This window comes from Devosia nitrariae, from assembly GCF_030160115.1.
Classification (GTDB): domain Bacteria; phylum Pseudomonadota; class Alphaproteobacteria; order Rhizobiales; family Devosiaceae; genus Devosia; species Devosia nitrariae.
The window spans coordinates 118,279-142,645 of sequence record NZ_BSNS01000022.1; the positions used below are offsets into that span (position 1 = coordinate 118,279).

Here is a 24,367-nt window from a genome sequence, read left to right on the forward strand (position 1 = left end):
ACCGATGCACCGCCTGCTCGCAGCCCTCGCCCTCATCCTTGCAGCCTTCCTCCCGCCTGCTCTCGGTCAAGAGACCCGCAGCATCGCCGCCGCCAACGGCACGTTCGACATCCCAGTCTCCCCTCAGCGCATCGTGGCGCTCAACGACCAGATCCTCACGCTCCCGCTATATGAGCTCGGCGCGCCGGTGGTCGGCAGCGCCGGACGGCTAGCCGAGGACGGCAGCCACTACATGCGAGCGGGTATGGATACCCTCGGCATCGACTTCGCCAACACAAACATCGCCTTCGTCGGCCAGTTCAACGCCCTCGACGTCGAGGCGATCGCCGCGCTCCAGCCCGACCTCATCATCGGCGGTACCTATACCGACCCCAATGTCGTCGATCAGCTGCAGTCGGTCGCCCCGACCCTCGTTATCGACAATGCCACCCTCGGCCTGGTCGATACGCTCAAGACCCTTGCCGACATCACCGGCACCACAAGCAATTTCGAGCCGCGCTTCGAGCGTTATCTCGCCAATGTCGAGCGGCTGAAATCCTTCCTCGGCAGCGCCGGGGACATCTCGGTGACGCTCACCTTCATGTTTCCGGCGGGCGAAGAGCTGTGGGTCTACCGCGATAATCTCGGCGCCATGACGCGGGTCGTCGCCGATGTCGGCTTCGCCCGGCCCGAGGCCGTTGCCGCGCTTCAGGAGACGCAGGCCTCGTTCAGCCGCGAGCTGATCGAGGAGCTGAATGCCGACTTCATTTTCGGCTTCTATCGCCAGCAGCCGGACGCGACCCCACAAGCGATCAACGCCGCCTACGAGAAATTCGCCCCCGGCTGGTGCCAGGCGCTTTCCGCCTGCCGCAATGGGCAACTCGTCCTCCTGCCGGCTCCCGCCTTCGGCAGCACCATGACCTCGCTGGAGCTCGCGCTCGAACTCGTCGAGGCACATATCGCCGCCCGTCCCTTCACTCCGTTCGACGAAGGCAAGTGATGGCCGGTCACGTCTTCTGCCGCGATCTTTGCCTCGAGCGGGGCGAGCCCCTCCCCGGCACCGGCAACCTCGCCGAACGTGTGCTGCTCCTCGCCTGGCCGCGCGGCAAATGGCGCGTGCCGCGCTTCGAGTCGGTCGGCATGGACGAGCCGTTGCGCGAGGCAGTGCGGCTGGCGATGAAAGCCGGTATCCACGTCGCCCTCGTCGACCGTGTCGGCGAAAGCGATGCCTTGCCTAGCCTTCAGGCTGACGGGATCGCTGCCGACTTCCCCGACCAGCAGGCGCTGGCGCAGGCGATTTCCCACTTCACCGCCGGCGAGATGTTCGAGGGTCGTGCCGACCCGCGTACGGTCGTCCTCTGCTGCACCGACAGCCGGCGCGACGCCTGCTGCGCCCGCTATGGCTTTGCAACCTTCAAGACGCTGAAGGCGGCGGCCGACCCTGGCCGTTTCAACCTCTTGCAGGCAACCCATGTCGGCGGCTGCCGCTTCGCCGCCTCGCTCGTCGTCTTGCCGCAGCGCCAGCGTTATGGGCGCGTTGCTCCCGAGGAGGCGGACGAATTCCTCGCCACCCTCGCGCGCGGCGACATCTATCTCCCCGCCTATCGTGGTCGCCCGGGACTGCCACAGACCGCGCAGGTCGCCGAACACGCCGCCATGGCGTGGGCGCAGGCCCACGGCCTTCCCCAGGCAAGCGTCAGCCTGCCCGACATCGCCTGGCCCGACGACGAGGCGGCCGGCGCCGAGTTCGCTGTGACCGTCACTGCCGCGGGCACGCCTCTCAGCATGCGCCTCGGAGCAGAGGCAATCCCGGTCCATGGCCGCTGCGACGCACTCGCGGCCGGCAAAGAACCGGAAATCACCGCGCGCTGGCGGGTCACAGCCTTCGCCGCGCAGAGCCGATGACGTCCGAGAAAGGAACCTAACCAATGCGCATCCTGTCCCGCCTTGCCGCTGCGGCGCTGGCCCTGCTCGCCGCCCTGCCCGCGCTCGCTGATGAGACCCGCAGCTTTATCGACGACGCCGGCCGCACCGTCGAGATTCCCGCCGATCCTCAGCGCATCGCCTCGCTTCACGACCTCTTCTTTTCCGTGCCGCTGATCGAGCTCGGTGTGCTGCCTGTCGGCAGCCATGGCCGCGCAGGGGACGACGGGGCGACCTTCATGCGCTCTTCCAAGATGATGACCGGCGTCGATTTCGACACCGCCGACGTCGCCTTCCTCGGCACGGGGACCGAGATCTACCCGGAAGCCGTCGCCGAAATCGAACCGGATCTCATCATCCTCTCGACTAACCAGGACCCCGAGCTCTTCGCCCATATTGCCCCGGCGATCCTCCTGGACTTCAACCGCAGCGACAAGTTCGAACTCTATGAGCGTCTGGCCGAGATCACCGGCAGAGAGGACCGACTGGCCCTGCTCGAGGCGCGGTACGAACAGCAGATCGGCCAGTTGCGCAGCCTCGTCGACACCGCCAACGTGTCGGTCAACGTTATCGCCGCCGTCGAGGGTCAGGTACGCTCCTACAGCCATTTCGCGGCTCTCGGGCGCGTACTGCGCGATGCTGGCTTTGCCATGCCCGATGCCGTGGCCAACGTCGATTACGGCCAGTACGCCGATTTCAGCCCCGAACTGCTGCCGCAGATGGATGCTGACCTCGTCTTCGTCACCTATCGCGCGGAGTTCGGCGAGACACCCGCGGACGCTTACGGACAGCTCGAAGCGCTCGTCCCCGGCTATTGTGCGTTCCTCACCGCCTGCCAGAACGGCCGGCTGATCGCCATTCCGCGCGACGAGACATTCGTCTCCTCCTACGGCGCCCTCGGCATGCTCGCCTATACCGTGCTCGGCCTCACCACGCCGCCGGCCGGCCAATAGTTCCCTTTCCGGAAAAGGACCCCTCCGATGAAGATCGCCCGTCTGTTTGTCGCCGCCATCAGCGCGCTTCTTGTCCCAGCCGCCTTTGCTCAGGAGACGCGCAGCTTCACCGATGATCTCGGCCGCACTGTGGAAATCCCGGTCGCGCCGCAGCGCATTGCCTCGCTCCAGGATCTCGCCCTCACCGTGCCGCTCATCGAACTCGGCGTGATGCCCATCGCCAACCACGGCCGCACTACCCCGGAGGGCGAGGGCTTCATTCGCGCCAGCAGGGTGTTGACCGGGGTCGACTTCGACAATTCCGATATCGAGTTCCTCGGCAACCTGCCGGTCGATGTCGAGGCGGTCGCGGCCGCCGAGCCCGACCTCATCATCACCACGCCGTGGCAGACCGCGCCGGTCGAGCAGCTCGAAGCGATCGCCCCGACCATCGTCCTCGATGACGAGGCACGCGGCGATTTCGAGATCTATGATGTCCTTGCCGAGATCACCGGGACGCAGGACCGTCTGGCCGTGCTCAAGGACCGCTATGCCGGCCAGGTCGAACAGATCAGGCGCCTGATCGACACCGGCGACATCTCCGTCAATGTCATCCAGGGCGTCGACGGGCAGGTGCTGAGCTGGCACACCTATGGTGCGCTCGGCAAAGTGCTGCGCGATTCAGGCTTCACCTTTCCCGAGCGGGTCGAGGCGATCCCCCGAGGGTGAGTTCGAGCGCATGAGCGCCGAGACCCTGCCCGAGCTCGACGCCGACTTCCTCTTCGTCACCTACCGCACCGACACGCTCGAGACCCCGGCCGACGCCATCGGACATCTCGAGGCGGTCATGCCCAATTTCTGCAAGTTCCTCCACGCCTGCCGGACGAACCAGATGATCGTCATGCCGCGCGAACAGGCTTCCGCCTCCTCCTATTACGGCCTCGGGGTCTTGAGCTACACGGTGATCTCGCACATCTCCGGCCGCCGCTTCGAGTCCAAGGCGGAATAGGGCACTAATCGCCGAGTTCGTCGGCAATGTGGGTGGCGACGATCTCGTCGAAGTCGCGGTCCGCGGTAAAGCCGAGCGCTGTCGCGCGCTCGGCTTTGAATGTCTGCGGCCAGCCGGCAACGATCCGCGCGATCGTCTCGTCCGGCTCCCGCCGGATCAGCGCCACCGCCTTGTCGCCGGCCGCCCGGCGCAGCGCCTCGATCTCCTCGGCGACGGTTGCGGCAACGCCGGGCATGGTGAGGCTCCGCCGCGCGCCCAGTGATGACGTCTCCATCGCCGCCGCGTGCAGCAGGAACCCGACCGCGGCCCGGGGGCTGGCGAACCAGTGCCTGACCGTATCGGCGACCGGCAGCACCGCCTCTTCGCCCATCAGCGGCTCGCGGATGATGCCCGAGAAAAAGCCCGAGGCTGCCTTGTTGGGCTTGTCCGGGCGGATGGCGATGGTCGGCAGGCGGATGCCGACGCCGTCGAGGAAGCCGCGGCGCGAATAGTCGGCCAGCAGCAGTTCGCCGACAGCCTTCTGCGTGCCGTAGCTGGTCAACGGCGTCAGGTGGAATTCGTCGCCAATCTCTTCCGGGAACGGCGCGCCGAACACCGCGATCGAGGAGGTGAAGACAAGGCGAGGCACGTACCCATCCTCGATATGCGCCCGGCGGATCGCCTCGAGGAGGAATCGCGTGCCGTCGAGATTGATCGTATAGCCCTTGTCGAAATCGGCCTCTGCCTCGCCCGAAACGATCGCCGCCAGGTGGAAGATGAGGTTCGGGCGGCCGGCGATAAGGCTTTCGGCGACGCCCGGCCGCGACAGGTCTGCAGCGATTGTATCTGCCGGGATCGGCCCTTCGGTCGCCGACGGCGCTACCACGTCGGCGAGCACCAGGTCCGATACCGGCGTGCCGCCGATAGCCTCGTCAGCTGCAATCCGCGCCGTCAGCTTGCGCCCGATCATACCGGCTGCGCCGATCACCAGAACTTTCATTGCCTGTCCTCCCTGCTGGCCTATCCGCCAGTCTATTCACGTTCGCGCAAAAGAGAACGGCGCCCGTGGGCGCCGTCGTCGATCGTGACAATCCGGCGTTCTGTCGGGGTCAGTTGAAGCGGTAACGGACGGTGCCGCGGACTTCGTGGACCCAGGCGTCCGAAACCGAGAAGCCTTGAGGAGCCGCCGCCTCGTTGGCGATTTCGGCGATATAGAGGGCACGATAGCCGAGATCGGCGGTGAAGGCACCGAAGTCGTACCCGAGGCCGACCATGCCAGCCGCCGCAAAGCTGGTATTATTGCCGCTATCGATGGGATTGCCGGCCGGAGCGTCGACATCGACCTCGTTGAAGGCAACGCCCGCGCCGGCGCCTACATAAGCGAAGGGGCCGCCCGCGGCCGAATAGCCGCCGTAGCCATAAGCATCCGAGAAGCTGAAGTCATAGTAGACGTTGGCCAAAACCACCGTCGAGCGCAGGTTGAGCGAGTATTCGCCCGGAAAGTCGGAGGTCGGTCCCTTGGTGATCGAGGCACCCTCATTGGAAAGGTAATCGACCGTCGCGTCGACCCGCAGGCCTGTGCCCGTCTCGAAACCGAGACCGGCGCCCACGCTATAGCCGTAGCCGACTTCGTCCACGTCCCAGGTCCGCTCGACGAACGCACCGCAGGGTTCGCAGCCAAAGGCGGTCACTTCCTTGGCCCAAAGTACGTTCCCGGCGGCGCTGCCGCGCAGGTAGAACGCGCCCTGCAGACCGTAGTCGACCGGGGGAAGTTCGGGAATTTCGATGACCGGCGGATAGACCGGAATGTCGGCCGCCTGGACGGGGGCAGCGATCAGGGCGGCTCCTGCCACCATGATCGCGGCGATGAGCTTGCGCATGTCACGATCCTTCAATATTGCCAAAAAGGCAGTGGAATCGCGAACAATATCGAGCAATTTCCTTAAACGACGCTTAACCACGCCACTTAACCCTAACGAGCGGCAAAGTTATCGGTAAAGATCGCCTACGCCGCAGGTTTCAACGGAGCGGTACTTCATAAATTTGTTCTCGGCGGGAACGAAAGCTCTCTCCCAGGCTTAGTCGGAAACCGGCGTCAGGCGCCGGAATGGGAGGAGCAAATGATCAGCACCAAAGCCGCTATGGCAACGGTTGCCGTCGCCGATTTTGAGCGTGCGCGCGACTTCTACGAGAAGACGCTGGAACTGAAACCCACGGGGACCGAGACCCGGGATGCGGCGACCTACGCCACCGGCGGCACGCCGCTCTTCGTCTACCAGTCTCAATATGCCGGCACCAACCAGGCAACGACCGTGAGCTGGGATGTCGGGGGCGACATCAAGCCTGTTCTGGACCATCTGCGCGCCAAAGGCGTCACGTTCGAGCATTACGATTTTCCCGGCGTCTCACGCGACGGCGACATTCACGACATGGAAGGCTTCAAGCTCGCCTGGTTCAAGGATCCGGACGGCAACATCCATGCGCTGATGGGCAGCTAAGGCGGCCAGCAGCCTCGGACGTTCCAGGACGGCGATGCGCTCCAGGTGTGTTGGGATTCAGGTCAGGCAGAGGCGAAAATGGCCGTTTTCGAGACCCTAGGCGACCTGCTGGATGGCCGCCTCGATCTCGGAAACGATGGAAGTGACGAGCGCGGCGTCGTCCGCTTCGCCCATAACCCGGATGACGGGTTCGGTGCCCGATTCGCGGATGACGAGGCGGCCCGCGGAGCCGAGGCGCGCCTGGCTGTCGGCGATGAGCTTCTTGATCATCTTGTCTTCGAGCGGCCGGCCGGCCTTGAATTGCACGTTGCGCAGGAGCTGCGGCACCTTCTCGAACCGCGAGCAGACCTCCGAGACCGAGCGCTCCTCCTCCTTGATGACGGAGAGGAGCTGCAACGCGGCCACCAGACCGTCGCCGGTCGTGGTGAAATCGGAGAGAATGATGTGGCCGGACTGTTCGCCGCCGACGTTGAAGCCGCCGGACCGCATCGCCTCGAGCACGTAGCGGTCACCGACCTGAGTGCGCTCGAGCTTGAGGCCGATCGACGAAAGATACCGTTCGAGCCCCAGATTGGACATGATGGTGGCGACGATCCCGCCGCCGAGCAGCATGTTGCGCCTCAGCCAGCTCTGGGCGATGACCGCCATAAACTGGTCGCCATCAACCACCTGCCCCTTCTCGTCGACGATGATGACCCGGTCCGCGTCCCCGTCGAGCGCGATGCCGATATCGGCGCGCATCTCTTTGACTTTGGCGCAGACCGCCTCGGGCGCGGTCGAACCCACCTTGTGGTTGATATTGAAACCGTCCGGGTTGTCACCAATGGTGATGACCTCCGCCCCGAGTTCCCACAGGGCAAGGGGAGCGACCTTGTAGGCCGCGCCGTTGGCGCAATCGAGCACGACACGAATGCCTGTCAGGTCCATGTTCCGCGGCAGGGTGCGCTTGGCGTATTCGATATAGCGCGTGCGCGCCTCGTCGTCGCGATAGGCGCGTCCGATGTCATGTCCCTGCGCGAGCTTGGGTAGGAGGTTGGAATCGATAAGGCGCTCGATCTCGGCCTCGACGGTGTCGGAAAGCTTGTAGCCGTCCGGCCGGAAGAGCTTGATGCCGTTGTCCTCGAACGGATTGTGGGAGGCCGAGATCATCACGCCGAGATCGGCACGCAGCGACCGCGTCAGCATGGCGACCGCCGGAGTCGGCATGGGACCAAGCAGATAAACGTCCATGCCGACGGCCGTAAAGCCGGCAACGAGCGCGTATTCGATCATGTAGCCGGACCGGCGCGTATCCTTGCCGATGACGACGCGGTTGCGGTGGTCGCCGTTGACGAACTTCAGACCCGCGGCCATGCCCACCTTCATGGCAAGGTCGGGCGTGAGCTTGGCCCCGTTAGCCTTGCCTCGGATACCGTCGGTTCCGAAATATTTCCTGCCCATGGAAAGCCTCTCAACAGAAATGGCGCGCATTATAGCGCGACCCGCGCGCCCGTGCGAATTTCACGCTCGCGAGCGTTAATATCCATATTGGGCAGAAAATCGATAGCGCGGGTTAACGAAGTACTTGCCGTCCACCGTCTTTTCCCGGCAGGTGGCCAGCGCCGTGCTCGAGGGATTTACGCAACACTGCCAACAAAAAGGCCGCCTCTTGGCGGCCTTTCTATGTTCAGCTCCCCGGCTGCGGCTCCAGGCCGCCGCCCTCGGGCTCGGGCCCCGGGCGCTTCTTGGCGTTCTTGCCGGCGCTCGGCACGCTCGAATGCTTGACTGTGGCGGTCTCAGTATCCTCCGGACGCACCGGAGGCTTGCCGTCCATCAGCGCGCGCAGTTCGTCGCCGGTCAGCGTCTCGTATTCGAGCAACGCCTGGGCGATGGCCTCGAACTGCTCGGCGTTGCCGGTGATGAGCTCGCGGGCCGTACGCTCGCCGTCCTCGATCAGGCGCCGCACCTCCTCGTCGATGAGCTTGGCCGTCTCGTCCGACATAAGGGTCGACTGCGTCACCGAGTGCCCGAGGAACACTTCCTGCTCGTTGGACTTGTAGCGCACACGCCCGAGCTTCTCGCTCATGCCCCATTCCATGACCATCGAACGGGCGAGGTTGGTCGCCATCTGGATGTCGCCGGAGGCACCGCTTGTTACCTTTTCGATCCCAAACTTGTGGATCTCGGCCTCGCGTCCGCCAAAGAGCATGGCCAGTCGCGATACCGCCTTTTCCCGGCTGAACGAGTAGCTGTCGTTCTCGGGCAGAGTCATGACCATGCCGAGCGCGCGTCCGCGCGGGATGATCGTCGCCTTGTGGATCGGATCGATGCCGGTGAGCTTGAGCGCGATGAGCGCATGGCCGGCCTCGTGATAGGCCGTCAGCTTCTTCTCGTCGTCCGTCATCGCCATGGTCCGCCGTTCGGCGCCCATCATGATCTTGTCCTTGGCGTCCTCGAACTCCTGGTGGGTAACGAAACGCTTGTTGCGTCGGGCAGCCATCAGCGCCGCCTCGTTGACGAGGTTCATAAGGTCGGCACCGGAAAAGCCGGGCGTGCCGCGCGCCAGGATCTTGAGGTCCACGTCGGGCGCCAGCGGCACCTTGCGCACATGGACCTTGAGGATCTTCTCGCGGCCCGAAACGTCCGGATTGGGCACCACCACCTGCCGGTCGAAACGGCCCGGACGCAGCAGCGCCGGATCGAGCACGTCGGGACGGTTGGTGGCGGCGATGAGGATGACGCCCTCATTGGCCTCGAACCCGTCCATCTCGACGAGGAGCTGGTTCAGGGTCTGCTCGCGCTCGTCGTTCCCGCCGCCCAGGCCCGCGCCGCGCTGGCGGCCGACCGCGTCGATCTCGTCGATGAAGATGATGCACGGGGCGTTCTTCTTGGCCTGCTCGAACATGTCGCGCACGCGGCTGGCGCCGACGCCAACGAACATCTCGACGAAGTCGGAGCCGGAAATGGTGAAGAACGGCACATTGGCTTCGCCCGCAACCGAACGCGCAAGCAGCGTCTTACCGGTGCCCGGCGGACCGACCAGCAGCACGCCGCGCGGAATGCGCCCGCCCAGCCGCTGGAACTTGCCCGGATCGCGCAGGAACTCGACGATTTCCTCGAGGTCCTGCTTGGCCTCGTCGACGCCGGCAACATCCTCGAAAGTGACCTTGCCCTGCGTCTCGGTCAGGAGCTTTGCCCGCGACTTGCCGAAGCCCATGGCGCCGCCGCGGCCCCCGCCCTGCATCTGGCGGATGAAGAAGAACCAGACACCGATGATGACGAGGAACGGGAGCCAGGAGGAGAGCAGGATCGACCAGAACGGCGAACCTTCAGGCTCGCGCGCGGTGATCGACACGTCCTTGTCCTCGAGCCGGTTGATGACGTCAGCCCCATCGGGAATGATGGTCTGGAAGCGCGTGCCGTCGCGCAATGTCCCCGAAACGATGTTGTCGGTGATGGTGACGGCCTGGACGCTGCCCGCGTTGATGTCGGAAACGAACTGGCTATAGCTCTTGTCCATCACCGAGATGGAGCGTGTCGAGGATTGAAAGACCTGGAACAGGCCCATCAGCATGAAGAGGATGACCAGCCAGATGGCGAAGTTGCGGAAGTTTCCGTTCATTAAAAATCCGTCCCGGGGGCGCCGGTCCAAGAGGACCCGGCATGTTAGCCCGAATGTATGACCACCACTCAGGCGTTACAAGGGCAAGACGTGCGGCCGTTTCGCCGCTACGTCCAGCTATCCAGTCACTTTGCAGTTAACGGGCCGTGTGGACCGTGCGTTCCTTGGCGTGGGAAGGCGCGCGCCATTTTGACTTGGCTCAATCGATCAGCAACTCGACTGCAATCCTCTCGTCGAACGACCAGCCTCCCAGCGAAAGCACACCTCCCGCCTCGTCCCTGACAATTGGCGCCGTCCGCAGCGCCTCGGCGGGTGCGGTGACCTTGAAGCCGAGGAAATCCTGGAGGCGATGGCGCGGCAGGTAGTCGGCGACGCCCGCCGTGAACGCCGTATCGGGTGACACGTTGCGGATGCGGAAGCGCTGGTCCCAGATGATCTCACCCCCCGGTACCAGAGCGAGATCCGGCGGTGTCTGCCGCCCCGGTTCGCGTGCAACGATGATCGCCCCCTCGTCGGCCCGCGTAACGCAACCCAGCATCGTCGTCGCCTTGACCGGTTCCGGTGCGACCAGCCCCTGCGTCAGACGCTCGACCTGGCCGAGCGCGCGCGGCTTCTGCCGGCCCCCGACGATATTGAGCAACCGGCTAAGGACCCGTGCCCCGATGGCCGGCGAGAGCGCACGGAAGGCGGTGCGGTCGAGCCGGGCGGCCCCGAACCCGTCGAGAACCACGAGACTTTCGAACGCGGCATCGGCAATGCCGGCGAGCGCCCGGTCCGCCTCGCCCATGCGCTGGGCAAAGCGTGAAAGGGTCGGGGCGTCCAGGCCCATCTCGGCAAGCTGCGGCAGCAGGGCGCGCCAGCGCACCCGCTCGTAGGCCGTATCGGCATTGGAAGGGTCGGCGACGGGGGTGAGCCCTGCTTGCGCAACCAGGCCGGCGAGCTCGGCCGGGTCGGCCTCGAGCAGCGGCCGGAAAATCGGCACGCCCGCAACGAGCGAGAACGGCTCCATGCCTTTGAGGCCTTCGATGCCGCTGCCATGTGCAAGGCGCATCAACACCGTCTCGGCCTGATCGTTACGGTGATGAGCGGTCATGAGCATTTCCGCCCCGTCCTCGGCCATGGCCGCGCCAATGAGCCGGTAACGCGCTTCGCGCGCCGCCTGCTGCAGGCCTGTGGCTGGATGTCCGTCGCGCCAGGCAAGCCCCCGGGCCGGGAGCCCGAGCTTGGCCGCCTGGGCGAGGACGATACGCACTTCGTCGGCCGCTTCGGGCCGCAGGCCATGATTGACGCTATAGACGATGAGCCGGGGCCGGTCGGCCCGCCCGCTCGCCCAGTGCGCCGCCAGGAGCATCAGCGCCAGGCTGTCGGCCCCGCCCGAGATGGCGAGACCGAGCACCGCCTTGCCGGCGACGGGCGCGAAGAGCTCCTCGAACACAGTCGGGTCGGAGAGCGGCGGGGTCACGCGGGCGGACATTCGACGCTCGCCCTCTCCGTTTCCAGCCGGGCCCGAAACGCCTCGGTCAGATTGGAAAAGCGCTGCGGGATCTCGTTGAAGGTGCGGCAGGCCGTGTCGCGCTCGTCGGCTTGCGCAAGGGCGATGCCGAGCCGCAGCAGCAGGTCGGGTGCGCGCGGACTTTCCGGCGCCGCCTGGTAGGCGTTGAGCAGCACCTCTGCCGCTTCCTGGTTGGCGCCGCGCTTGAGCAGCGCCTCCCCCAGCCAGTTGGCCGCATCCGGGGCCTGCGGGTTGTCGGGGTAAAGCTCGATGAACTGGCCGAACTGGTCCTCGGCGAAGGCGACATCGCCGCGCTGCACCGCTTCGTAGGCGGCGGCGAACTGCGCATCGGCATCCGGGTCGCCGGTATCCATGCCCGGCTTGAAGCTCAGGTCCAGGGGTTGGGCACCGGCGACGACCGGATCGACCGGCAATTCGCCGAGCACCGCGCCTGTCTGGCCTTGGCCGGTGCCGAGCAGCGGATCGACCGATGGGCCGATGGCTCCCGTCGTTTCGGGAGACGGCGCGACGCTGCCTCCCTCGATCATGCCCGAATCCCCCGAAGGCGGCGGCGCGGCGGTGCCGTCGTCATAAGTCGGGTCGAACTCCTGTTCGCCCGGCAGGGGCCTTACCCCCTGCTCGGGAATGACGGTCGGCGCGACGTCCGGTTGATCCTGCGGCGAGCCACCGGACGGCATCGCGCCCCCGGCCCCGGTCGCCGCCCCATTAGGGTTTGCGGGGGCGCCCCCTTCGAGCTGCTGGAAGCGGAACTCGTTGTCTTCCTGCATGCGCTGGATGAGCGTCTGCATCTGGGTGATCTGGAAGGTCAGCCCCTCGATCTGCCCGTTTAGGGCCCGCATCTGTTCCTCGAGCTGCTGGATGCGCACGGCGAGCTGAGCTGCCTCCTGCGTCTGGGCAATCTCGATGCGTGCCGGCGGCAGGCTGGGCAATGCCTCGAAGCCCAGTGCAGGGCCGGCAAGGCCGAGACCCACCGCCAGCGCGGCCAGGCGCATTCGCCTTGATTTGCGTTTGTATTCGAAAGTCACCATCGAGCCTCCAAATGACTGCGTCATACCCGAAGAGATTGGGATTGCGCGCGCAATAAAGCGCAATTTTGGTGCTTTGGTGTCGCAACTCGTCGTGAAACGGAAAGCGCCGGGACCAATTACGCGGTCCCGGCGCCCCATGCCTCCAGTTTTCCGCTGGATCGGCGGTCCGCGATGGGACCGGTTTGCGCTACTGGACGACCGTCACCGCGCGGCGGTTCTGGCTCCAGCAGGAGATGTCGTTGCAGATCGCGACCGGCCGCTCCTTGCCGAAGGACTGGCTCTGGATGCGGTTGGCGGCGACCCCGCGCGAAGCGAGGTAGTTGACGACGACCGAGGCGCGCCGGGCACCGAGCGCGATGTTGTATTCGCGCGTGCCCCGCTCGTCGGCATGGCCTTCGATCATGATCCGATAGTTGGTGTAGCGGTTGAGCCAGGCCGCCTGCTTGTCGAGCGTTGCCTGGGCTTCCGTGGTCAGTGCCGAGGAATCGGTGTCAAAGAAGACGCGGTCGCCCACGGTCACCAGGAATTCCTGCTGGCTGCCGGGGGTGGCGGCTCCTGCCCCGACATTGCCGACACCCGTCGGCATGGTGTTGGGGGCACGCGAGCAGGCCGCGAGCGCGACGACGAGGAGGGTCAGCGCGAAAAAGCGCACAACCCCGGAAATGGGTGCAGCGATATGCATCCGGGTACGGCTCCTGAAAAGCTAAACTCTTTGACCCCGTATTTACCCTGCTAGTCTTAAGGCCGGGTTTGCCCGCTTGGTTAATCGTTGGCTACTCGGGCGCCAATGTGGCGGGAATCGGGGCTATTTCGTGACGTTTCCATGAGACGCGCAGGGTGTGCGCTTCAGAAGTACGGTTAAAGTGGATAGGCGGCAGCCCGCTACGTGTTGAAGGACCTCAAGGAAAGCTGAAGAGGCTCCGACCGGCCGGGGCTACGCCCGCAGCGCCGACCAGGCCGGATCCGAAGCGAAGCTCTCGGTGGGCACGGTCTGGGGATTGCGGCCCCAGATGTCGATCGAATGCAGGCGCGGCCCGTCATTGCCGCCCGGATCCTGGAAGTACATGATGACACGCCCGTTGGGCGCCCAGGTCGGTCCTTCGGCGTGGAAGCTGGTGGTCAGGAGGCGCTCGCCCGACCCGTCGGGGTTCATGATGCCGATCGAGAACTGCCCGCCCGACTGGCGGGTGAAGGCGATGAGGTTGCCCTTGGGCGACCATACGGGCGTTGAATAGCTGCCCTGCCCATAGCTGATGCGCTGGGCCTGCCCGCCGCCGGCGCCCATCACATAGAGCTGCGGCGAGCCGCCGCGATCGCTTTCGAAGACGATGCGGCTGCCGTCCGGCGAATAGGAGGGGCTGGTGTCGATCGCCGCGCCCGAGGTCAGCTGCACCGGCTGGCTCGAGCCGATATCGAGCGCATAGATGTTGGTTGCCCCGCCCTGCTCGACCGAAAACACGACGCGGCGTCCGTCCGGCGCAAAGCGCGGCGAGAAAGTCATCTGCCCGAAGGAGCCCAACCGCTGCTGCTGGCCGGTCGAAAGCTGCAGCACATAGACCTGCCAGTTGCCGCTATCGAAGTTCATATAGGCGACGAGGTCGTTGTTGGGCGAGAAGCGTGGGGTGAGCGCCAGCGTGTTGCCATTGGTCAGATACTGAACATTGGCCCCGTCCTGGTCCATGATGGCGAGGCGCTTCACGCGGTTGGCCTTGGGGCCGCTCTCGGCGACGTAGATGACGCGCGTGTCGAAATACCCGGTCTCGCCGGCAAGCGACTCGTAAATCGCATCAGAGACAATGTGGCCGATCCGCCGCCAGCTCTGGGCATCCGTGCCAAGCTGCTTGCCGACCACCTGTACGGCCTGGGCGGTGTCCCACACGCGCACCGAGGCCTGGATCTGGGCGCCGCGCTCGACCGCGCCCATGACGACGCCATCGACGTTGACTGCACGCCAGGAGGCGAAATCCGGCTGGGCATTGACGTCGCCGACCCGGATGGGAAGGGAGGCGGGATCGAGCGGCAGGAAGAGGCCCGAGCGGCGCAGATTGTTCCTGACGATCTCGGCGACTTCGCGCCCAAAGGTCGGATCGGACGAGGCGAAATCGGGAATGGCGATCGGCAAGGGCTGGAAATTGGCGCCTTCGACAACGATCTGCAGTTGTGCCAGGGCAGGACTCGCGGCAAGGGCCGCGCCGCCAGCAAGACCGAGCTTCAGGGCATCGCGCCGGGTCAAAAGGGTCATCTTGGTCTCCATCACGCGCTCCTGCGGACGTTCGGGGGTCATTGTGGTCCGCAAATGCGACAATTCAATTCCTTAGGTATCTGCGACTGCGCACAGCACCTGTTTCTACGTCAACGATACCCGCATGCAGCCGCGTCATGTTCACACTTCATGGCCGCAGCGTGACATCGATCTGCTGCCACTCGCTGTAGGACTCCGCCGAAAGCCGGTAGGGCCCGCACTGCATCACCGCGCGCTGGGCCGCGCGCGCCATCGAACCGCCGATCATCGAGCTGTCGGCCTGCAGCACCTGCGGCGTGCCGGAAACGGTCCCATCCCGATTGAGCGAGACGAGGAGCCGCACCGAGAGGCCCGCATCGATCTCGCTTGGCATCAGGTTCCAACACCGTTTGATCTGGCCGATCAGCCCGTCGATTTCCGACTGGCTCAAGCGCGCCGAGGTGCCGGTGGTGTCGCCCAGGGTCGGCGAGCCGCCTTGGCCTGTGGTCCCACCGCGAGAGGTTTCCTGGTTGATGATCGATGATATGTCATCCGCAGGCCTTGTGTTGGCGGTCTGCTGGCTCGCCTGCTGCTGAGCGGCGGCCGCGGCGCGGGCGCGTTCCTCCTGCTCGCGGCGTCGACGCTCCTCCTCCTCGCGCTGGCGCTGCGCCTGCTGACGCGCAAACTCTTCGCGCGCCCTGTCGAGCGCGGCGGTGCGCATGGCCGGCTGCGGTGCGACATTGGTCGGTGGTTGAGGGTCAGGCTCAGGCTCAGGCTCGGGCTCCGGTTCGGGTGTCGGTTGCGGCTCTGGCTCCGGTTCGGGAGCCGGCCGCGGCTCCGGGGCCGGTTCCGGCTCGGGAGCGGGCTCTGGTTGCGGCTCTGGCTCGGGAGCCGGCCGCGGCTCCGGGCGCGTCGCCGGGACGGGCGGCGTCGGAGGTTGCGGCGTCGGTTCCGGCTCGGGGGCTGGTTCCGGCTCGGGAGCTGGCTCCGGCTCCGGGGTTGGCTCCGGCTCCGGCTCCGGTTCGGGTTCCGGCTGGGGTTCGGGCGGCGCCTCGGGTGCGGGCGCCGTGTTCTCAACCGGGCGCGGGCTCGGCGTCGGCGCGTCCTGCGGGGTCGGCTGGTCCTCCTGCGTATTGCCGGCGGGTGTTGCCAGCTCCGGCGGCTCATCGGACTCGACCGGAGAAGGCGTCTGCGTCTCCACGATTTGGCTGTCGAGCGAGCCGACGCGGATGTTGGTGAACTCCTCGACCGGCACCAGATCGACTGCGATCGCTTGTACCATCGACGGCTCGAGGTCGCGCCCGGGCGCAAAGGTGATGAGGCCGACCATTATCAGCAGCGCATGCGCGGTGACCGATACTGCAACGCCCGTTCTCACGCTATTGCCTGGGTTCCTGCTCGGTGATGAGCCCGATCCGCGTGTAGCCGGCGCCCGAAAGCAGCCCCATGACCTGCATCACCGAACCGTAATTGGCGGTGGTGTCGCCGCGAACGAAGATGCGCTCCTCGGTGTTGCCGGCCGCGCGCTCGTTGATGACGCCCGCCAGGTTTTCGTAGGGGATCTGCTCGTTCTCGATATAGATCAGCCCATCGGGCGTCACCGAGACCGTGATCGGCTGGGTTTCGGCATTGAGCTCGCGCGCCTGCGTCTGCGGCAGGTCGATAGGCACGCCGACCGTCATCAGGGGCGCGGCCACCATGAAGATGATGAGAAGCACCAGCATCACGTCGACCATCGGCGTGACGTTGATCTCGCTCATCAGGCCCGAGTGCCGCCCGCGCCGTCCCCGGCGCTTGGCCGAGCCGCCTGCGCCCGACATGCCCATCAGCGGGGGCTCCGTGCTTCGAGCTGACGCGACAGGATCGTCGAGAATTCATCGGCAAAGCCTTCGAGCCTGCCGATCATCTTGCCGGCATCGGAAGAAAGCTTGTTATAGGCAATGACCGCGGGAATGGCGGCCACCAGTCCGATCGCGGTGGCAAAAAGCGCCTCGGCAATGGGTCCGGCAACGACCGCCAGGTTGGTGCTGGAGGCCTGAGCGATGCCGGTAAAGGCGTTCATGATGCCCCAAACCGTGCCGAAAAGCCCGATGAAGGGTCCCGCCGAGCCGACGGTTGCGAGGAAGCTCAACCGCTTTTCGAGATTCTCGCTCTCGCGCGCGATGGCGACGTCGAGCACCTTTTCGAGCCGGGCCTGCACGCCTATGAAGGAGGCCGCGTTCTGCTCGTGACTGCGCTTCCACTCCTTCATGGCGGCAACGAACACGGATCCGAGCCCGCCCGAAACCTTTTGCGACTGCGCCTGATAGAGCTCCTCGAGCGACTGTCCGGACCAGAAGAGGCGCTCGAACCGGTTCATCTCCGACTTGGCGCGGCGATAATGGATCGTCTTGTCGACGATGATCGCCCAGCACCAGATCGAGGCGGACAAAAGCCCGAGCATCACCGTCTTGACCACGATGTCGGCTGCCCAGAACAGGCCCCAGATCGAAAAGTCGGTGTGGGTCGCCACCTGACCCACGGCATCCATCGCTTCCATTGAGTGGTCCCTTTTCGGCTCGGCCACTACGACCGCATGAGCCAGAGAGGTCCCCGATGCGGTCGAAATTTGTCAAATTTAAGAGAAAATTCCCGGATTTCCGGAGCTCTCGCGGGCTTTATCCCTATCGCCCGATCATGGTCAACAAGTGGTTAAGAAAGGGTCTCCGAGGCACCATCACGTTATTGTCATGGCTGATGCCGGACCACGATTGTCATGGGGAACGCCGGACCGGGCGAAACCGTTGTTGCTCCTGCGCTATGCGCGCTGCTTCAACAGGAGGAGAACCCCATGACCATCCGCTTCGTATCCGCGGCAGGCGTTGCGCTTGCCGCGCTTTTCGCAACGGGCGCCGCCCAAGCCGAAGTCGTCGACCTCACCGCCGAACTGTCCGGCGCTGCCCAGGTGCCCGCCAACGATTCCGCCGGCACCGGCACCCTCGAAGGCACGTACGACACCGAAAGCATGGAACTGACCTGGACCGTGACCTATGAGGGTCTGACGGGCGACGCGACCGCCGCCCACTTCCACGGCCCGGCCGGCCCCGAGGAGAGTGCCGGCCCGGTGGTTCCGATCGAAGGCGATCTCGCCAGTCCCATCGAAGGCAGCGCAACGCTGACCGAGGAGCAGGCGACTGACCTGCAGGCGGGCATGTGGTACTTCAACATTCACACCGAACAGTATCCGGACGGTGAGATCCGCGGCCAGGTGATGACGGCTGGCGGCATGTAAGCACGTCATCCTGAGCCAAAGAGAGGGACCAACGCCCCTCTCTCAACCCTTCATCTCAATGGCGAGGCGCTCGCGCAGGTCCGACGGCATGCGCGCGGCGCCTCCCCCGACTTTGATGGCGACGACCGTCACCTCGGCGCTGATGAGAACGTTTGTGCCGGAAAGGATCGCCTGCTTCAGCGTCAGCCGCGCCCCGGTGAAAGCGGCAACCTCGGTCACGACCGTCAGCAGATCGTCGATATGGGCTGCTGCGGCGAAATCGATATGCATCGCGCGCACGGCAAACGCGATGCCATCCCTGATAAGTTCGGAATGGTGGATGCCGAGATCGCGCAGGAATTCGGTGCGCCCGCGTTCGAAGAACTTGAGATAGGCCGCGTGATAGACGTTGCCGGAAAAATCGGTGTCCTCGTAGTAGACGCGGACGGACATGCGATGCGCGCTCATGCCTTGAACGTCACCCCGCGCTCAACCATGGCCGGTTCGAGAAAAACGAAGGTCCTGGCACCGATGCCGTGCAGGTTTGCGATGTCTTGGCGTGTCCATTTCGTCAGATCGGCAAAGCTCACGATCCCCGCGGCCATCAACGCGCGATGGGCCGGCCGGCTGAGCTTGATCGTCTCGGCGATGCGGTCGGAGGCCGCAATCATTGTGATGCCACCATCCGCTCGTCGTGCACGATATCCGTGGCGGTGCCAGGCAGATTCCGCAGGAAGCTCGGCAGCCAACGCGGCAGAAGGTTCATGTACTCCAGCGCGTTGCCGTTGAGTGGCACCCAGTAGAACTTCAGCTCATGCCCCTCGTCCTGCCGTACAAGCCAAGGCGACTTTCCATTCGGACGGGCATCCGCAAGCGCGGCTCTGTAGAACAGACCGATCTCATGGAAATCCTCATCCACACGGCGATAGAAGCTTTCCGAAGTCGCAAGCAACGGACCGATCCGTGCGTTCATGGCAAGTTCCTCGGCGATCTCACGTTCGAGCGAGAGCACACTGGGCTCGCCCAGTTCCACCCGCCCGCCTGGCAGCATGACGTAGTCGTCATCATCTTGGCGGTCGACGAGCACGTGTCCATCAACCAGGACGATAGCCGCCACCCGATAGTTAAATCGCCGCCCGCCATGCGGATAGCTGAGGACGACACGCTCGTTCATTGGATCACCCCCGCCTCACTCTCAAAGAAGACGAGGTGCTCGATGTCGTTGCTCAGCGCAGAAAACCGCTCCCGTAAGCTTGCCGGCACGAACGCATGTTCGGCGAGAGTGTCTCCGGCGATCGGCACCCATTTGAACTCGAGGTCCGCCTCGCCATCCCGGCAACGGTGGCATATTTCGCCGTCCGTGCGGAACGGAAAGCTGTCCGGAAGCGACACGCGGAAATAGTAGCCGAGTTCGTGGAACCGTCTGCCCTGGTCGCTGAAGAAGCTCTCGCGGACGAAAAGCAGGTGGGCGACCTCACCGCGCACGCCCAGTTCCTCCTCGAGTTCTCGCGCCACCGTCTGCTCGCAAGACTCGCCCCACTCGACACGCCCGCCGGGCAACGACCAGAAGTCCTGGAACGTGGCACGATGTATGAGCACGTGTCCGTCACGAATGGCGATTGCGGCCGCCCGCAGGTTGAACCGCCCCGGCGGCAGGTCATAGCTGATCATGTGCCGCCCGCTCATGGCATGCCATCTTTTCCCGAGGAGGTTCGCCTGGAAACTACGCGAATCGCCCAATGATAGACCGATATCACCGTCGGCGTTTATGCCGTGCGCCTTCCACCCAGTTCGAGCAGCACGATTTCGGGCGGGGCGCCCAGGCGGACCGGCAGCCACGTCAGGCCCAGACCTGCGCTAACGACGAGATGGCGGCCATCTTCGGTCACGTGGCCATGCCGGTACCTGTCGCCGTATCGAGAGGGTATGACGGGCGAATGGCCGAAAAGCCTGACCTGGCCGCCATGCGTGTGGCCGGACAGGGTCAGAGCTACGCGTGGGGGTACACGCGGAAAGATATCGGGCTCGTGCGCCATCAACAGGACCGGTTCATCACCTTCGATCTGATCGAGGGTTGCATCGAGGTCGTCGAGGCCGCGCCGGCTGCGTATGAAGGCGAGTTGGTCGCCAAGTCCGGCCAGCCAAAAGCCGCGCCCGTCCTTTTCCATTCGCCTCGCACGATTGACGTAGACGTCGATGCCCGCGGCGGTGAGCGCACCTTCCGCCTCTGTCGACCCGCCTCCGGCCGCTTGCACCGCCGCGTCCGCCCAATAGTCGTGATTGCCAAGAACGGCATGGACGCCGAGCGGCGCGTGCAGCCGAGCGAGGCACGCGCCCCATTCGGCAGGTTTGAGAGAGCGGCTGAAACGCGGCCCCTCGCAATAGTCGCCCAGCAACAGGACGATATCCGGCTCGAGGTCGGCGACGCTGTCGCAGATCGCATTGAGGCGATCGGCATTCAACCATGGCTCGCATGCATGAAAGTCGCTCAGCACCGCGGCTCGCAAGGTCAGGCCAGCCGGCCAGGCCGGCAGGTCGAGATCGTAACGCGCGATCCGCAGCCAGTTCGGCTCGACTGCCGTCGCGTAACCCCCGACGCCCAGCGTCGTCAGCAAGCTTCCGAAGAGTCCCGCCAATACCGCGCGGCGTTTCACTCCCCATCCTCCTCGAAGAGGCTCGCCTGCAGCCCGACGAACCCCTGCGGCACGGCCATGTTGAGGTGCTGGAAGGCAATGGCAGTCAGCAATCGCCCGCGCGGCGTGCGCTGGATAAAGCCCTGCTGGATAAGATAGGGCTCGACGATCTCCTCGATCGCATCGCGCGGCTCGGAAAGCGCGGCCGCGATGGTTTCGATGCCGACCGGCCCGCCACCGTAGAAATCGGCGATGGTGGTCAGATACCGCCGATCGAGCTGGTCGAGCCCGCGCGCATCGACATCGAGCCGCAACAGCGCCTTATCGGCGACGGAGCTGGTGATTTCCTTGGCGCCGTCCACCAAGGCAAAATCGGTGACGCGGCGCAACAAACGCCCGGCAATGCGGGGCGTGCCACGCGAGCGGCGCGCGACTTCCATCGCCCCGTCCGGCGACATCGCTAGCCCCATGAGCCTGGCGCCGCGCTCGACGATCTTCACCAGTTCCTCAGGCGTATAGAAATTGAGGCGCACTGGAATGCCGAAACGGTCGCGCAGCGGTGTCGTCAAAAGCCCCGCACGCGTCGTCGCCCCGACAAGCGTGAACTTGGCGAGATCGATCCTTACCGAACGCGCCGCCGGCCCTTCTCCAATGATCAGGTCGAGCTGGAAGTCTTCCATGGCCGGATAGAGCACTTCTTCGATCGCCGGGTTCAGCCGGTGGATCTCGTCGATGAAGAGCACGTCGCGCTCTTCGAGATTGGTCAGGAGCGCCGCAAGATCCCCGGCCTTGGCGATGACCGGGCCGGACGTGGCGCGAAACCCGACCCCCAGTTCCTTGGCGATGATCTGGGCAAGCGTCGTCTTGCCGAGCCCCGGGGGGCCGACGAACAGCACATGGTCGAGCGCGGCGCCCCGCTGCCTGGCCGCCTCGATGAACACCTGAAGGTTCGCACGCGCATCAGCCTGCCCGATGAAATCGGTGAACCCGGAAGGGCGCAGCGAAACATCGAGGCTATCGTCGCGGCCAGCGGAGGCGGAGGTAAGGGAAGTCACGCGATCGCGTCCTGAACCGATTGGAACTGGGGCAGGCGAAGAGCCTCTTTGTCGAAGGTTGCCGTAACTGAGCAGCCGAACTGCCGGTTGAGCAGGCCGATCACTGCGTCACTGAAATCGACGCCAAGCCGCGCAGCAAGGTCTAGTGCTTCAATCACCAGGTCGCGACGCTCCACGAGCAATTCGCGCGAATCCAGCAGCCCCTCCAGCACGGCAAGAATATCAACTTTGGGCATTTTCTTGACCCGCCTCAGCACCCAATAGAGCTCAACGAAGACGACGGGATTGGCAAATAGTCCATCGTCACCCGCCCCCGCAAATAGCTCACTCGCCAATCGGTACTGTTGCGGATCATCCTGCGTCACGAAGCGGACAAGAACATTCGTGTCAACGCCCAGCACGGATACGCTCGTCGTCTTCAGCGAGAGCCTGAGCGAGCTTCTCGTCCATTTCTTCGATTGTCATGGCCTTCGAGCCGGGCCGATGTAGAATGCCAGCAAGCTCCATGATTGACCGGTTTCGAGGCCTCAGCACGTATCGACCATCGCGCTTCTCAAACTCGACCTTGTCACCGGGTCTGAGCTTCAAATCGTCTCGAACATCCTTGGGCAGCGTAATCTGCCCTTTGCTTGTCACGGTGGCCGTAGGCATACCCATTCTCCTTACTTTCTGAAGATAGTAAGGAGGCGCAGGAATTTCAAGAAAATCACGCACTCAGTTCCTTGAGCCCCAGCCGGATCAGCCGCTCCGTTGCAGTCCCGTCGCCTTCCTGCGCCACTACCCGCGCCACCGCCGCCGAGGCCTGGGCGCTCGAATAGCCGAGATTGGTCAGCGCCGAAACCGCGTCGGCAACGTTGCCGCCGGCAACACCCGCGCCCAGCGCTGTCTGCAACCCAAGCACGCCGGCCTCCGCTGCGCCCAGAGCCGGTACCTTGCTCTTCAGTTCCGAGACGATGCGCAGGGCGAGTTTCGGCCCGACGCCGTTGGCCCGCCCGACCATGGCCTTGTCCTGCAAGGCAATGGCGCTCGAGAGCTCCGAGGGCGTGAGCACCGAAAGGATGGCGAGCGCCACGCGTGCGCCGACCCCCTGCACCGTCATCAGCACGTTGAACCAGGCCTTCTCGGCTTCGCTGGCAAAGCCGAAGAGCCGGATCATGTCCTCGCGCACGATCGTCTCGATAAAGAGGACCGCCGCCTCGCCAACCCGCGGTAGGGACTGCAGCGTCTTTGCCGAGCAGAAAGCCTCATAGCAAACGCCCCCCACATCGACGAGCACGTGGTCGTCTCCGAAACTGTCGATGAGACCCTTCAACTTGCCGATCATGCAAAAGACCTCAAGCGTTGGCGCGAAATGCGGTGATGGGCGTGGCAGATGGCAATAGCAAGCGCGTCGGCCGCATCGGCGCCCTTGAAGTCAGCGGCCGGCAGCAGCGTCTTGACCATCAGCCCGACCTGCGCCTTCTCGGCATGCCCCGTGCCGACGACCGATTTCTTGACGAGATTGGCCGCATATTCGGCGACTGGCAGCCCGCGCGCCGCCGGCGTCATCAGCGCCACACCCCGGGCCTGTCCGAGAATCAACGCCGAGCGTGCCCCCTGGTTGACGAAAGTCTCTTCCACCGCCGCCTCATGCGGTACGAACCGGTCGAGCAGGTCGGCAAGCCCGGAATTGAGCTCCGCCAGGCGCACGGACAGCTCCGCATCGACCTTTGGCGTCAAAACGCCGCAGGCCACATAGCGCAGCCTGTTGCCCTCGGCCTCGATGACGCCCCAGCCGCAGCGCCGCAGTCCCGGATCTATGCCGATGATTCGCACGAAATCGCCCATTCACCACTCTTACGCATGCTGGGCAAACCTACCAAGGCGGAAGTGAACAAAGAGGCAACGAGAACGGCGGGCTGTGGATTGGATAAACTTGCAGCCGTTAAGGGAAGTTCTTCTTCAACGCGTGCGCTTTAGCTTCCCGTGCGGGAAGCTAAAGAGGGACGAGATTGATCGAGATCAACAGCAGATTGCCCCCGGCTGCCTGGATCCGCATCCGGCGCTTCACCGGGCTGCTGACGATGGCGTCCGTCGCCGTGTCGGTGCTGATCACCAATTTCATCCTCGAGGTCTTCTCGAACGGCCTCAACGTGCCGGGCCTCGCATCGGCGGTGATCATGCCGATCGTCCTCGGCGGGCCGATGATGTTCTACCTGTCGCTGCGGCACGAGCAGTTGCGCCACGCCAACCGGCAGTTGCGGGTCATTGCCGAAACCGACTGGCTGACTGCGTGCCTTAACCGCGGTGCTTTCACCGCAAAGGTCGAGGCCGATCTCGCTGATCCCGCGCAGGCGGGCCGTACGGGCGCGCTGCTTATGGTCGATGCCGACGATTTCAAGCGGGTCAACGACCGCTTCGGCCATCAGAGGGGAGACGAGGCCCTCTGCCTGATAGCTGAGGCCATCCGCTTGAGCGTCAGGCAGAGCGATCTCGTCGGGCGCCTCGGCGGCGAGGAGTTCGGCATCTACCTTTCCGAGGCCGACCACGCCGTCGTCGACCAGGTAGCCGAGCGTATCAGGCGCGCGGTGTCCGCTGTCGTTTTCGCGCCAGGCGAAGTGCTCTGTCCGCTCTCGGTCAGCATCGGCGGCATCAGCTTTGCCAAGCCCGCAACCTATGAAGACATCTACCGGCTGGCCGACGAACGCCTCTACATGGCCAAGAGCAACGGACGCGACTGCATCGCGCTGACGCAGGCAGCCTGACG

The 24,367-nt window shown here is 64.8% G+C and carries 29 protein-coding genes; 8 read left to right on the forward strand and 21 right to left on the reverse strand.

All coding sequences use genetic code 11. From position 1 onward, the window contains the following. Positions 1 to 4 precede the first annotated feature (4 nt). The 5 genes from QQK18_RS20195 to QQK18_RS27460 are packed head-to-tail and all read left to right on the forward strand — an operon-like array spanning position 5 to position 3,843. Positions 5 to 979: an ABC transporter substrate-binding protein gene (locus QQK18_RS20195; RefSeq protein ID WP_284342185.1), complete on the forward strand. Its 975-nt coding sequence runs from the start codon at positions 5 to 7 to the stop codon at positions 977 to 979. Beyond that, on the forward strand, positions 979 to 1,884 hold the full coding sequence (locus QQK18_RS20200) for a sucrase ferredoxin (RefSeq protein WP_284342186.1): 906 nt from the start codon (positions 979 to 981) through the stop codon (positions 1,882 to 1,884). Before QQK18_RS20195 ends, QQK18_RS20200 begins: the two co-directional genes overlap by 1 nt. A 23-nt stretch (positions 1,885 to 1,907) precedes the next feature. Further along, the gene (locus QQK18_RS20205; RefSeq protein ID WP_284342187.1) at positions 1,908 to 2,855 is read left to right on the forward strand and encodes an ABC transporter substrate-binding protein; all 948 of its coding nucleotides are present in this window, start codon (positions 1,908 to 1,910) and stop codon (positions 2,853 to 2,855) included. A gap of 27 nt (positions 2,856 to 2,882) precedes the next feature. After that, positions 2,883 to 3,563 (forward strand): ABC transporter substrate-binding protein, encoded by a 681-nt coding sequence (locus QQK18_RS20210; RefSeq protein ID WP_348523245.1) that lies wholly within the window; start codon positions 2,883 to 2,885, stop codon positions 3,561 to 3,563. Positions 3,564 to 3,573: 10 nt separating this feature from the next. Continuing rightward, positions 3,574 to 3,843, forward strand: coding sequence for a substrate-binding domain-containing protein (locus QQK18_RS27460; protein WP_348523246.1), 270 nt, complete (start codon positions 3,574 to 3,576; stop codon positions 3,841 to 3,843). Between the two features lie 4 nt (positions 3,844 to 3,847). Here QQK18_RS27460 and denD read toward each other — a convergent pair whose 3' ends face one another. Continuing rightward, on the reverse strand, positions 3,848 to 4,822 hold the full coding sequence (denD, locus tag QQK18_RS20215) for a D-erythronate dehydrogenase (protein ID WP_284342188.1): 975 nt from the start codon (positions 4,820 to 4,822) through the stop codon (positions 3,848 to 3,850). Between the two features lie 109 nt (positions 4,823 to 4,931). Continuing rightward, a complete protein-coding gene (locus QQK18_RS20220) occupies positions 4,932 to 5,702 on the reverse strand; it encodes an outer membrane protein (RefSeq protein ID WP_284342189.1) in 771 nt (256 codons plus the stop codon). 240 nt (positions 5,703 to 5,942) lie between these two features. On the opposite strand from QQK18_RS20220, the gene QQK18_RS20225 reads away from it, so the two are divergent. Next, on the forward strand, positions 5,943 to 6,320 hold the full coding sequence (locus QQK18_RS20225; protein WP_284342190.1) for a VOC family protein: 378 nt from the start codon (positions 5,943 to 5,945) through the stop codon (positions 6,318 to 6,320). Between the two features lie 96 nt (positions 6,321 to 6,416). Here QQK18_RS20225 and glmM read toward each other — a convergent pair whose 3' ends face one another. From glmM to tolQ, 9 genes are all read right to left on the reverse strand, one after another. Further along, positions 6,417 to 7,760, reverse strand: coding sequence for a phosphoglucosamine mutase (gene glmM / locus QQK18_RS20230; RefSeq protein WP_284342191.1), 1,344 nt, complete (start codon positions 7,758 to 7,760; stop codon positions 6,417 to 6,419). 226 nt (positions 7,761 to 7,986) lie between these two features. Then, positions 7,987 to 9,921: an ATP-dependent zinc metalloprotease FtsH gene (ftsH, locus tag QQK18_RS20235; protein ID WP_284342192.1), complete on the reverse strand. Its 1,935-nt coding sequence runs from the start codon at positions 9,919 to 9,921 to the stop codon at positions 7,987 to 7,989. A gap of 199 nt (positions 9,922 to 10,120) precedes the next feature. Further along, a complete protein-coding gene (gene tilS / locus QQK18_RS20240) occupies positions 10,121 to 11,395 on the reverse strand; it encodes a tRNA lysidine(34) synthetase TilS (protein WP_284342193.1) in 1,275 nt (424 codons plus the stop codon). Next, the gene (gene ybgF, locus QQK18_RS20245) at positions 11,380 to 12,462 is read right to left on the reverse strand and encodes a tol-pal system protein YbgF (RefSeq protein WP_284342194.1); all 1,083 of its coding nucleotides are present in this window, start codon (positions 12,460 to 12,462) and stop codon (positions 11,380 to 11,382) included. The genes tilS and ybgF overlap by 16 nt, the downstream gene beginning before the upstream one ends. A gap of 187 nt (positions 12,463 to 12,649) precedes the next feature. Further along, the gene (pal, locus tag QQK18_RS20250) at positions 12,650 to 13,144 is read right to left on the reverse strand and encodes a peptidoglycan-associated lipoprotein Pal (protein ID WP_284342195.1); all 495 of its coding nucleotides are present in this window, start codon (positions 13,142 to 13,144) and stop codon (positions 12,650 to 12,652) included. A gap of 252 nt (positions 13,145 to 13,396) precedes the next feature. After that, positions 13,397 to 14,716, reverse strand: a complete 1,320-nt coding sequence (gene tolB, locus QQK18_RS20255) for a Tol-Pal system beta propeller repeat protein TolB (RefSeq protein WP_284342196.1) — start codon at positions 14,714 to 14,716, stop codon at positions 13,397 to 13,399. Positions 14,717 to 14,852: 136 nt separating this feature from the next. Beyond that, the gene (locus QQK18_RS20260) at positions 14,853 to 16,061 is read right to left on the reverse strand and encodes a hypothetical protein (RefSeq protein WP_284342197.1); all 1,209 of its coding nucleotides are present in this window, start codon (positions 16,059 to 16,061) and stop codon (positions 14,853 to 14,855) included. Position 16,062: 1 nt separating this feature from the next. Next, positions 16,063 to 16,509: a protein TolR gene (gene tolR / locus QQK18_RS20265; protein WP_284342198.1), complete on the reverse strand. Its 447-nt coding sequence runs from the start codon at positions 16,507 to 16,509 to the stop codon at positions 16,063 to 16,065. Then, entirely contained in the window at positions 16,509 to 17,213 is a 705-nt protein-coding gene (tolQ, locus tag QQK18_RS20270; protein ID WP_284342525.1) for a protein TolQ, read from the reverse strand. The genes tolR and tolQ overlap by 1 nt, the downstream gene beginning before the upstream one ends. 300 nt (positions 17,214 to 17,513) lie before the next feature. On the opposite strand from tolQ, the gene QQK18_RS20275 reads away from it, so the two are divergent. Beyond that, entirely contained in the window at positions 17,514 to 17,954 is a 441-nt protein-coding gene (locus tag QQK18_RS20275; RefSeq protein ID WP_284342199.1) for a CHRD domain-containing protein, read from the forward strand. 42 nt (positions 17,955 to 17,996) lie between these two features. Here QQK18_RS20275 and QQK18_RS20280 read toward each other — a convergent pair whose 3' ends face one another. The 10 genes from QQK18_RS20280 to ruvC form a co-directional block, all read right to left on the reverse strand. Continuing rightward, on the reverse strand, positions 17,997 to 18,386 hold the full coding sequence (locus QQK18_RS20280) for a YbgC/FadM family acyl-CoA thioesterase (protein ID WP_284342200.1): 390 nt from the start codon (positions 18,384 to 18,386) through the stop codon (positions 17,997 to 17,999). 11 nt (positions 18,387 to 18,397) lie between these two features. Further along, positions 18,398 to 18,604: a helix-hairpin-helix domain-containing protein gene (locus QQK18_RS20285; protein ID WP_284342201.1), complete on the reverse strand. Its 207-nt coding sequence runs from the start codon at positions 18,602 to 18,604 to the stop codon at positions 18,398 to 18,400. Continuing rightward, positions 18,601 to 19,107 (reverse strand): NUDIX hydrolase, encoded by a 507-nt coding sequence (locus tag QQK18_RS20290; RefSeq protein ID WP_284342202.1) that lies wholly within the window; start codon positions 19,105 to 19,107, stop codon positions 18,601 to 18,603. Before QQK18_RS20290 ends, QQK18_RS20285 begins: the two co-directional genes overlap by 4 nt. Further along, positions 19,104 to 19,619 (reverse strand): NUDIX hydrolase, encoded by a 516-nt coding sequence (locus tag QQK18_RS20295; RefSeq protein ID WP_284342203.1) that lies wholly within the window; start codon positions 19,617 to 19,619, stop codon positions 19,104 to 19,106. Before QQK18_RS20295 ends, QQK18_RS20290 begins: the two co-directional genes overlap by 4 nt. An 80-nt stretch (positions 19,620 to 19,699) precedes the next feature. Beyond that, positions 19,700 to 20,587: a metallophosphoesterase gene (locus QQK18_RS20300; RefSeq protein ID WP_284342204.1), complete on the reverse strand. Its 888-nt coding sequence runs from the start codon at positions 20,585 to 20,587 to the stop codon at positions 19,700 to 19,702. Next, entirely contained in the window at positions 20,584 to 21,621 is a 1,038-nt protein-coding gene (gene ruvB, locus QQK18_RS20305; protein WP_284342205.1) for a Holliday junction branch migration DNA helicase RuvB, read from the reverse strand. Before ruvB ends, QQK18_RS20300 begins: the two co-directional genes overlap by 4 nt. After that, positions 21,618 to 22,022, reverse strand: a complete 405-nt coding sequence (locus tag QQK18_RS20310; RefSeq protein ID WP_284342206.1) for a type II toxin-antitoxin system VapC family toxin — start codon at positions 22,020 to 22,022, stop codon at positions 21,618 to 21,620. Before QQK18_RS20310 ends, ruvB begins: the two co-directional genes overlap by 4 nt. Beyond that, on the reverse strand, positions 22,009 to 22,272 hold the full coding sequence (locus QQK18_RS20315; RefSeq protein WP_284342207.1) for an AbrB/MazE/SpoVT family DNA-binding domain-containing protein: 264 nt from the start codon (positions 22,270 to 22,272) through the stop codon (positions 22,009 to 22,011). Before QQK18_RS20315 ends, QQK18_RS20310 begins: the two co-directional genes overlap by 14 nt. 55 nt (positions 22,273 to 22,327) lie before the next feature. Beyond that, a complete protein-coding gene (gene ruvA, locus QQK18_RS20320) occupies positions 22,328 to 22,945 on the reverse strand; it encodes a Holliday junction branch migration protein RuvA (protein WP_284342208.1) in 618 nt (205 codons plus the stop codon). Further along, on the reverse strand, positions 22,942 to 23,448 hold the full coding sequence (gene ruvC / locus QQK18_RS20325; protein WP_284342209.1) for a crossover junction endodeoxyribonuclease RuvC: 507 nt from the start codon (positions 23,446 to 23,448) through the stop codon (positions 22,942 to 22,944). The genes ruvA and ruvC overlap by 4 nt, the downstream gene beginning before the upstream one ends. A gap of 164 nt (positions 23,449 to 23,612) precedes the next feature. Here ruvC and QQK18_RS20330 point away from each other — a divergent pair, with 164 nt between their 5' ends. After that, on the forward strand, positions 23,613 to 24,365 hold the full coding sequence (locus QQK18_RS20330) for a GGDEF domain-containing protein (protein ID WP_284342210.1): 753 nt from the start codon (positions 23,613 to 23,615) through the stop codon (positions 24,363 to 24,365). The last annotated feature ends 2 nt before the right edge of the window (positions 24,366 to 24,367 follow it).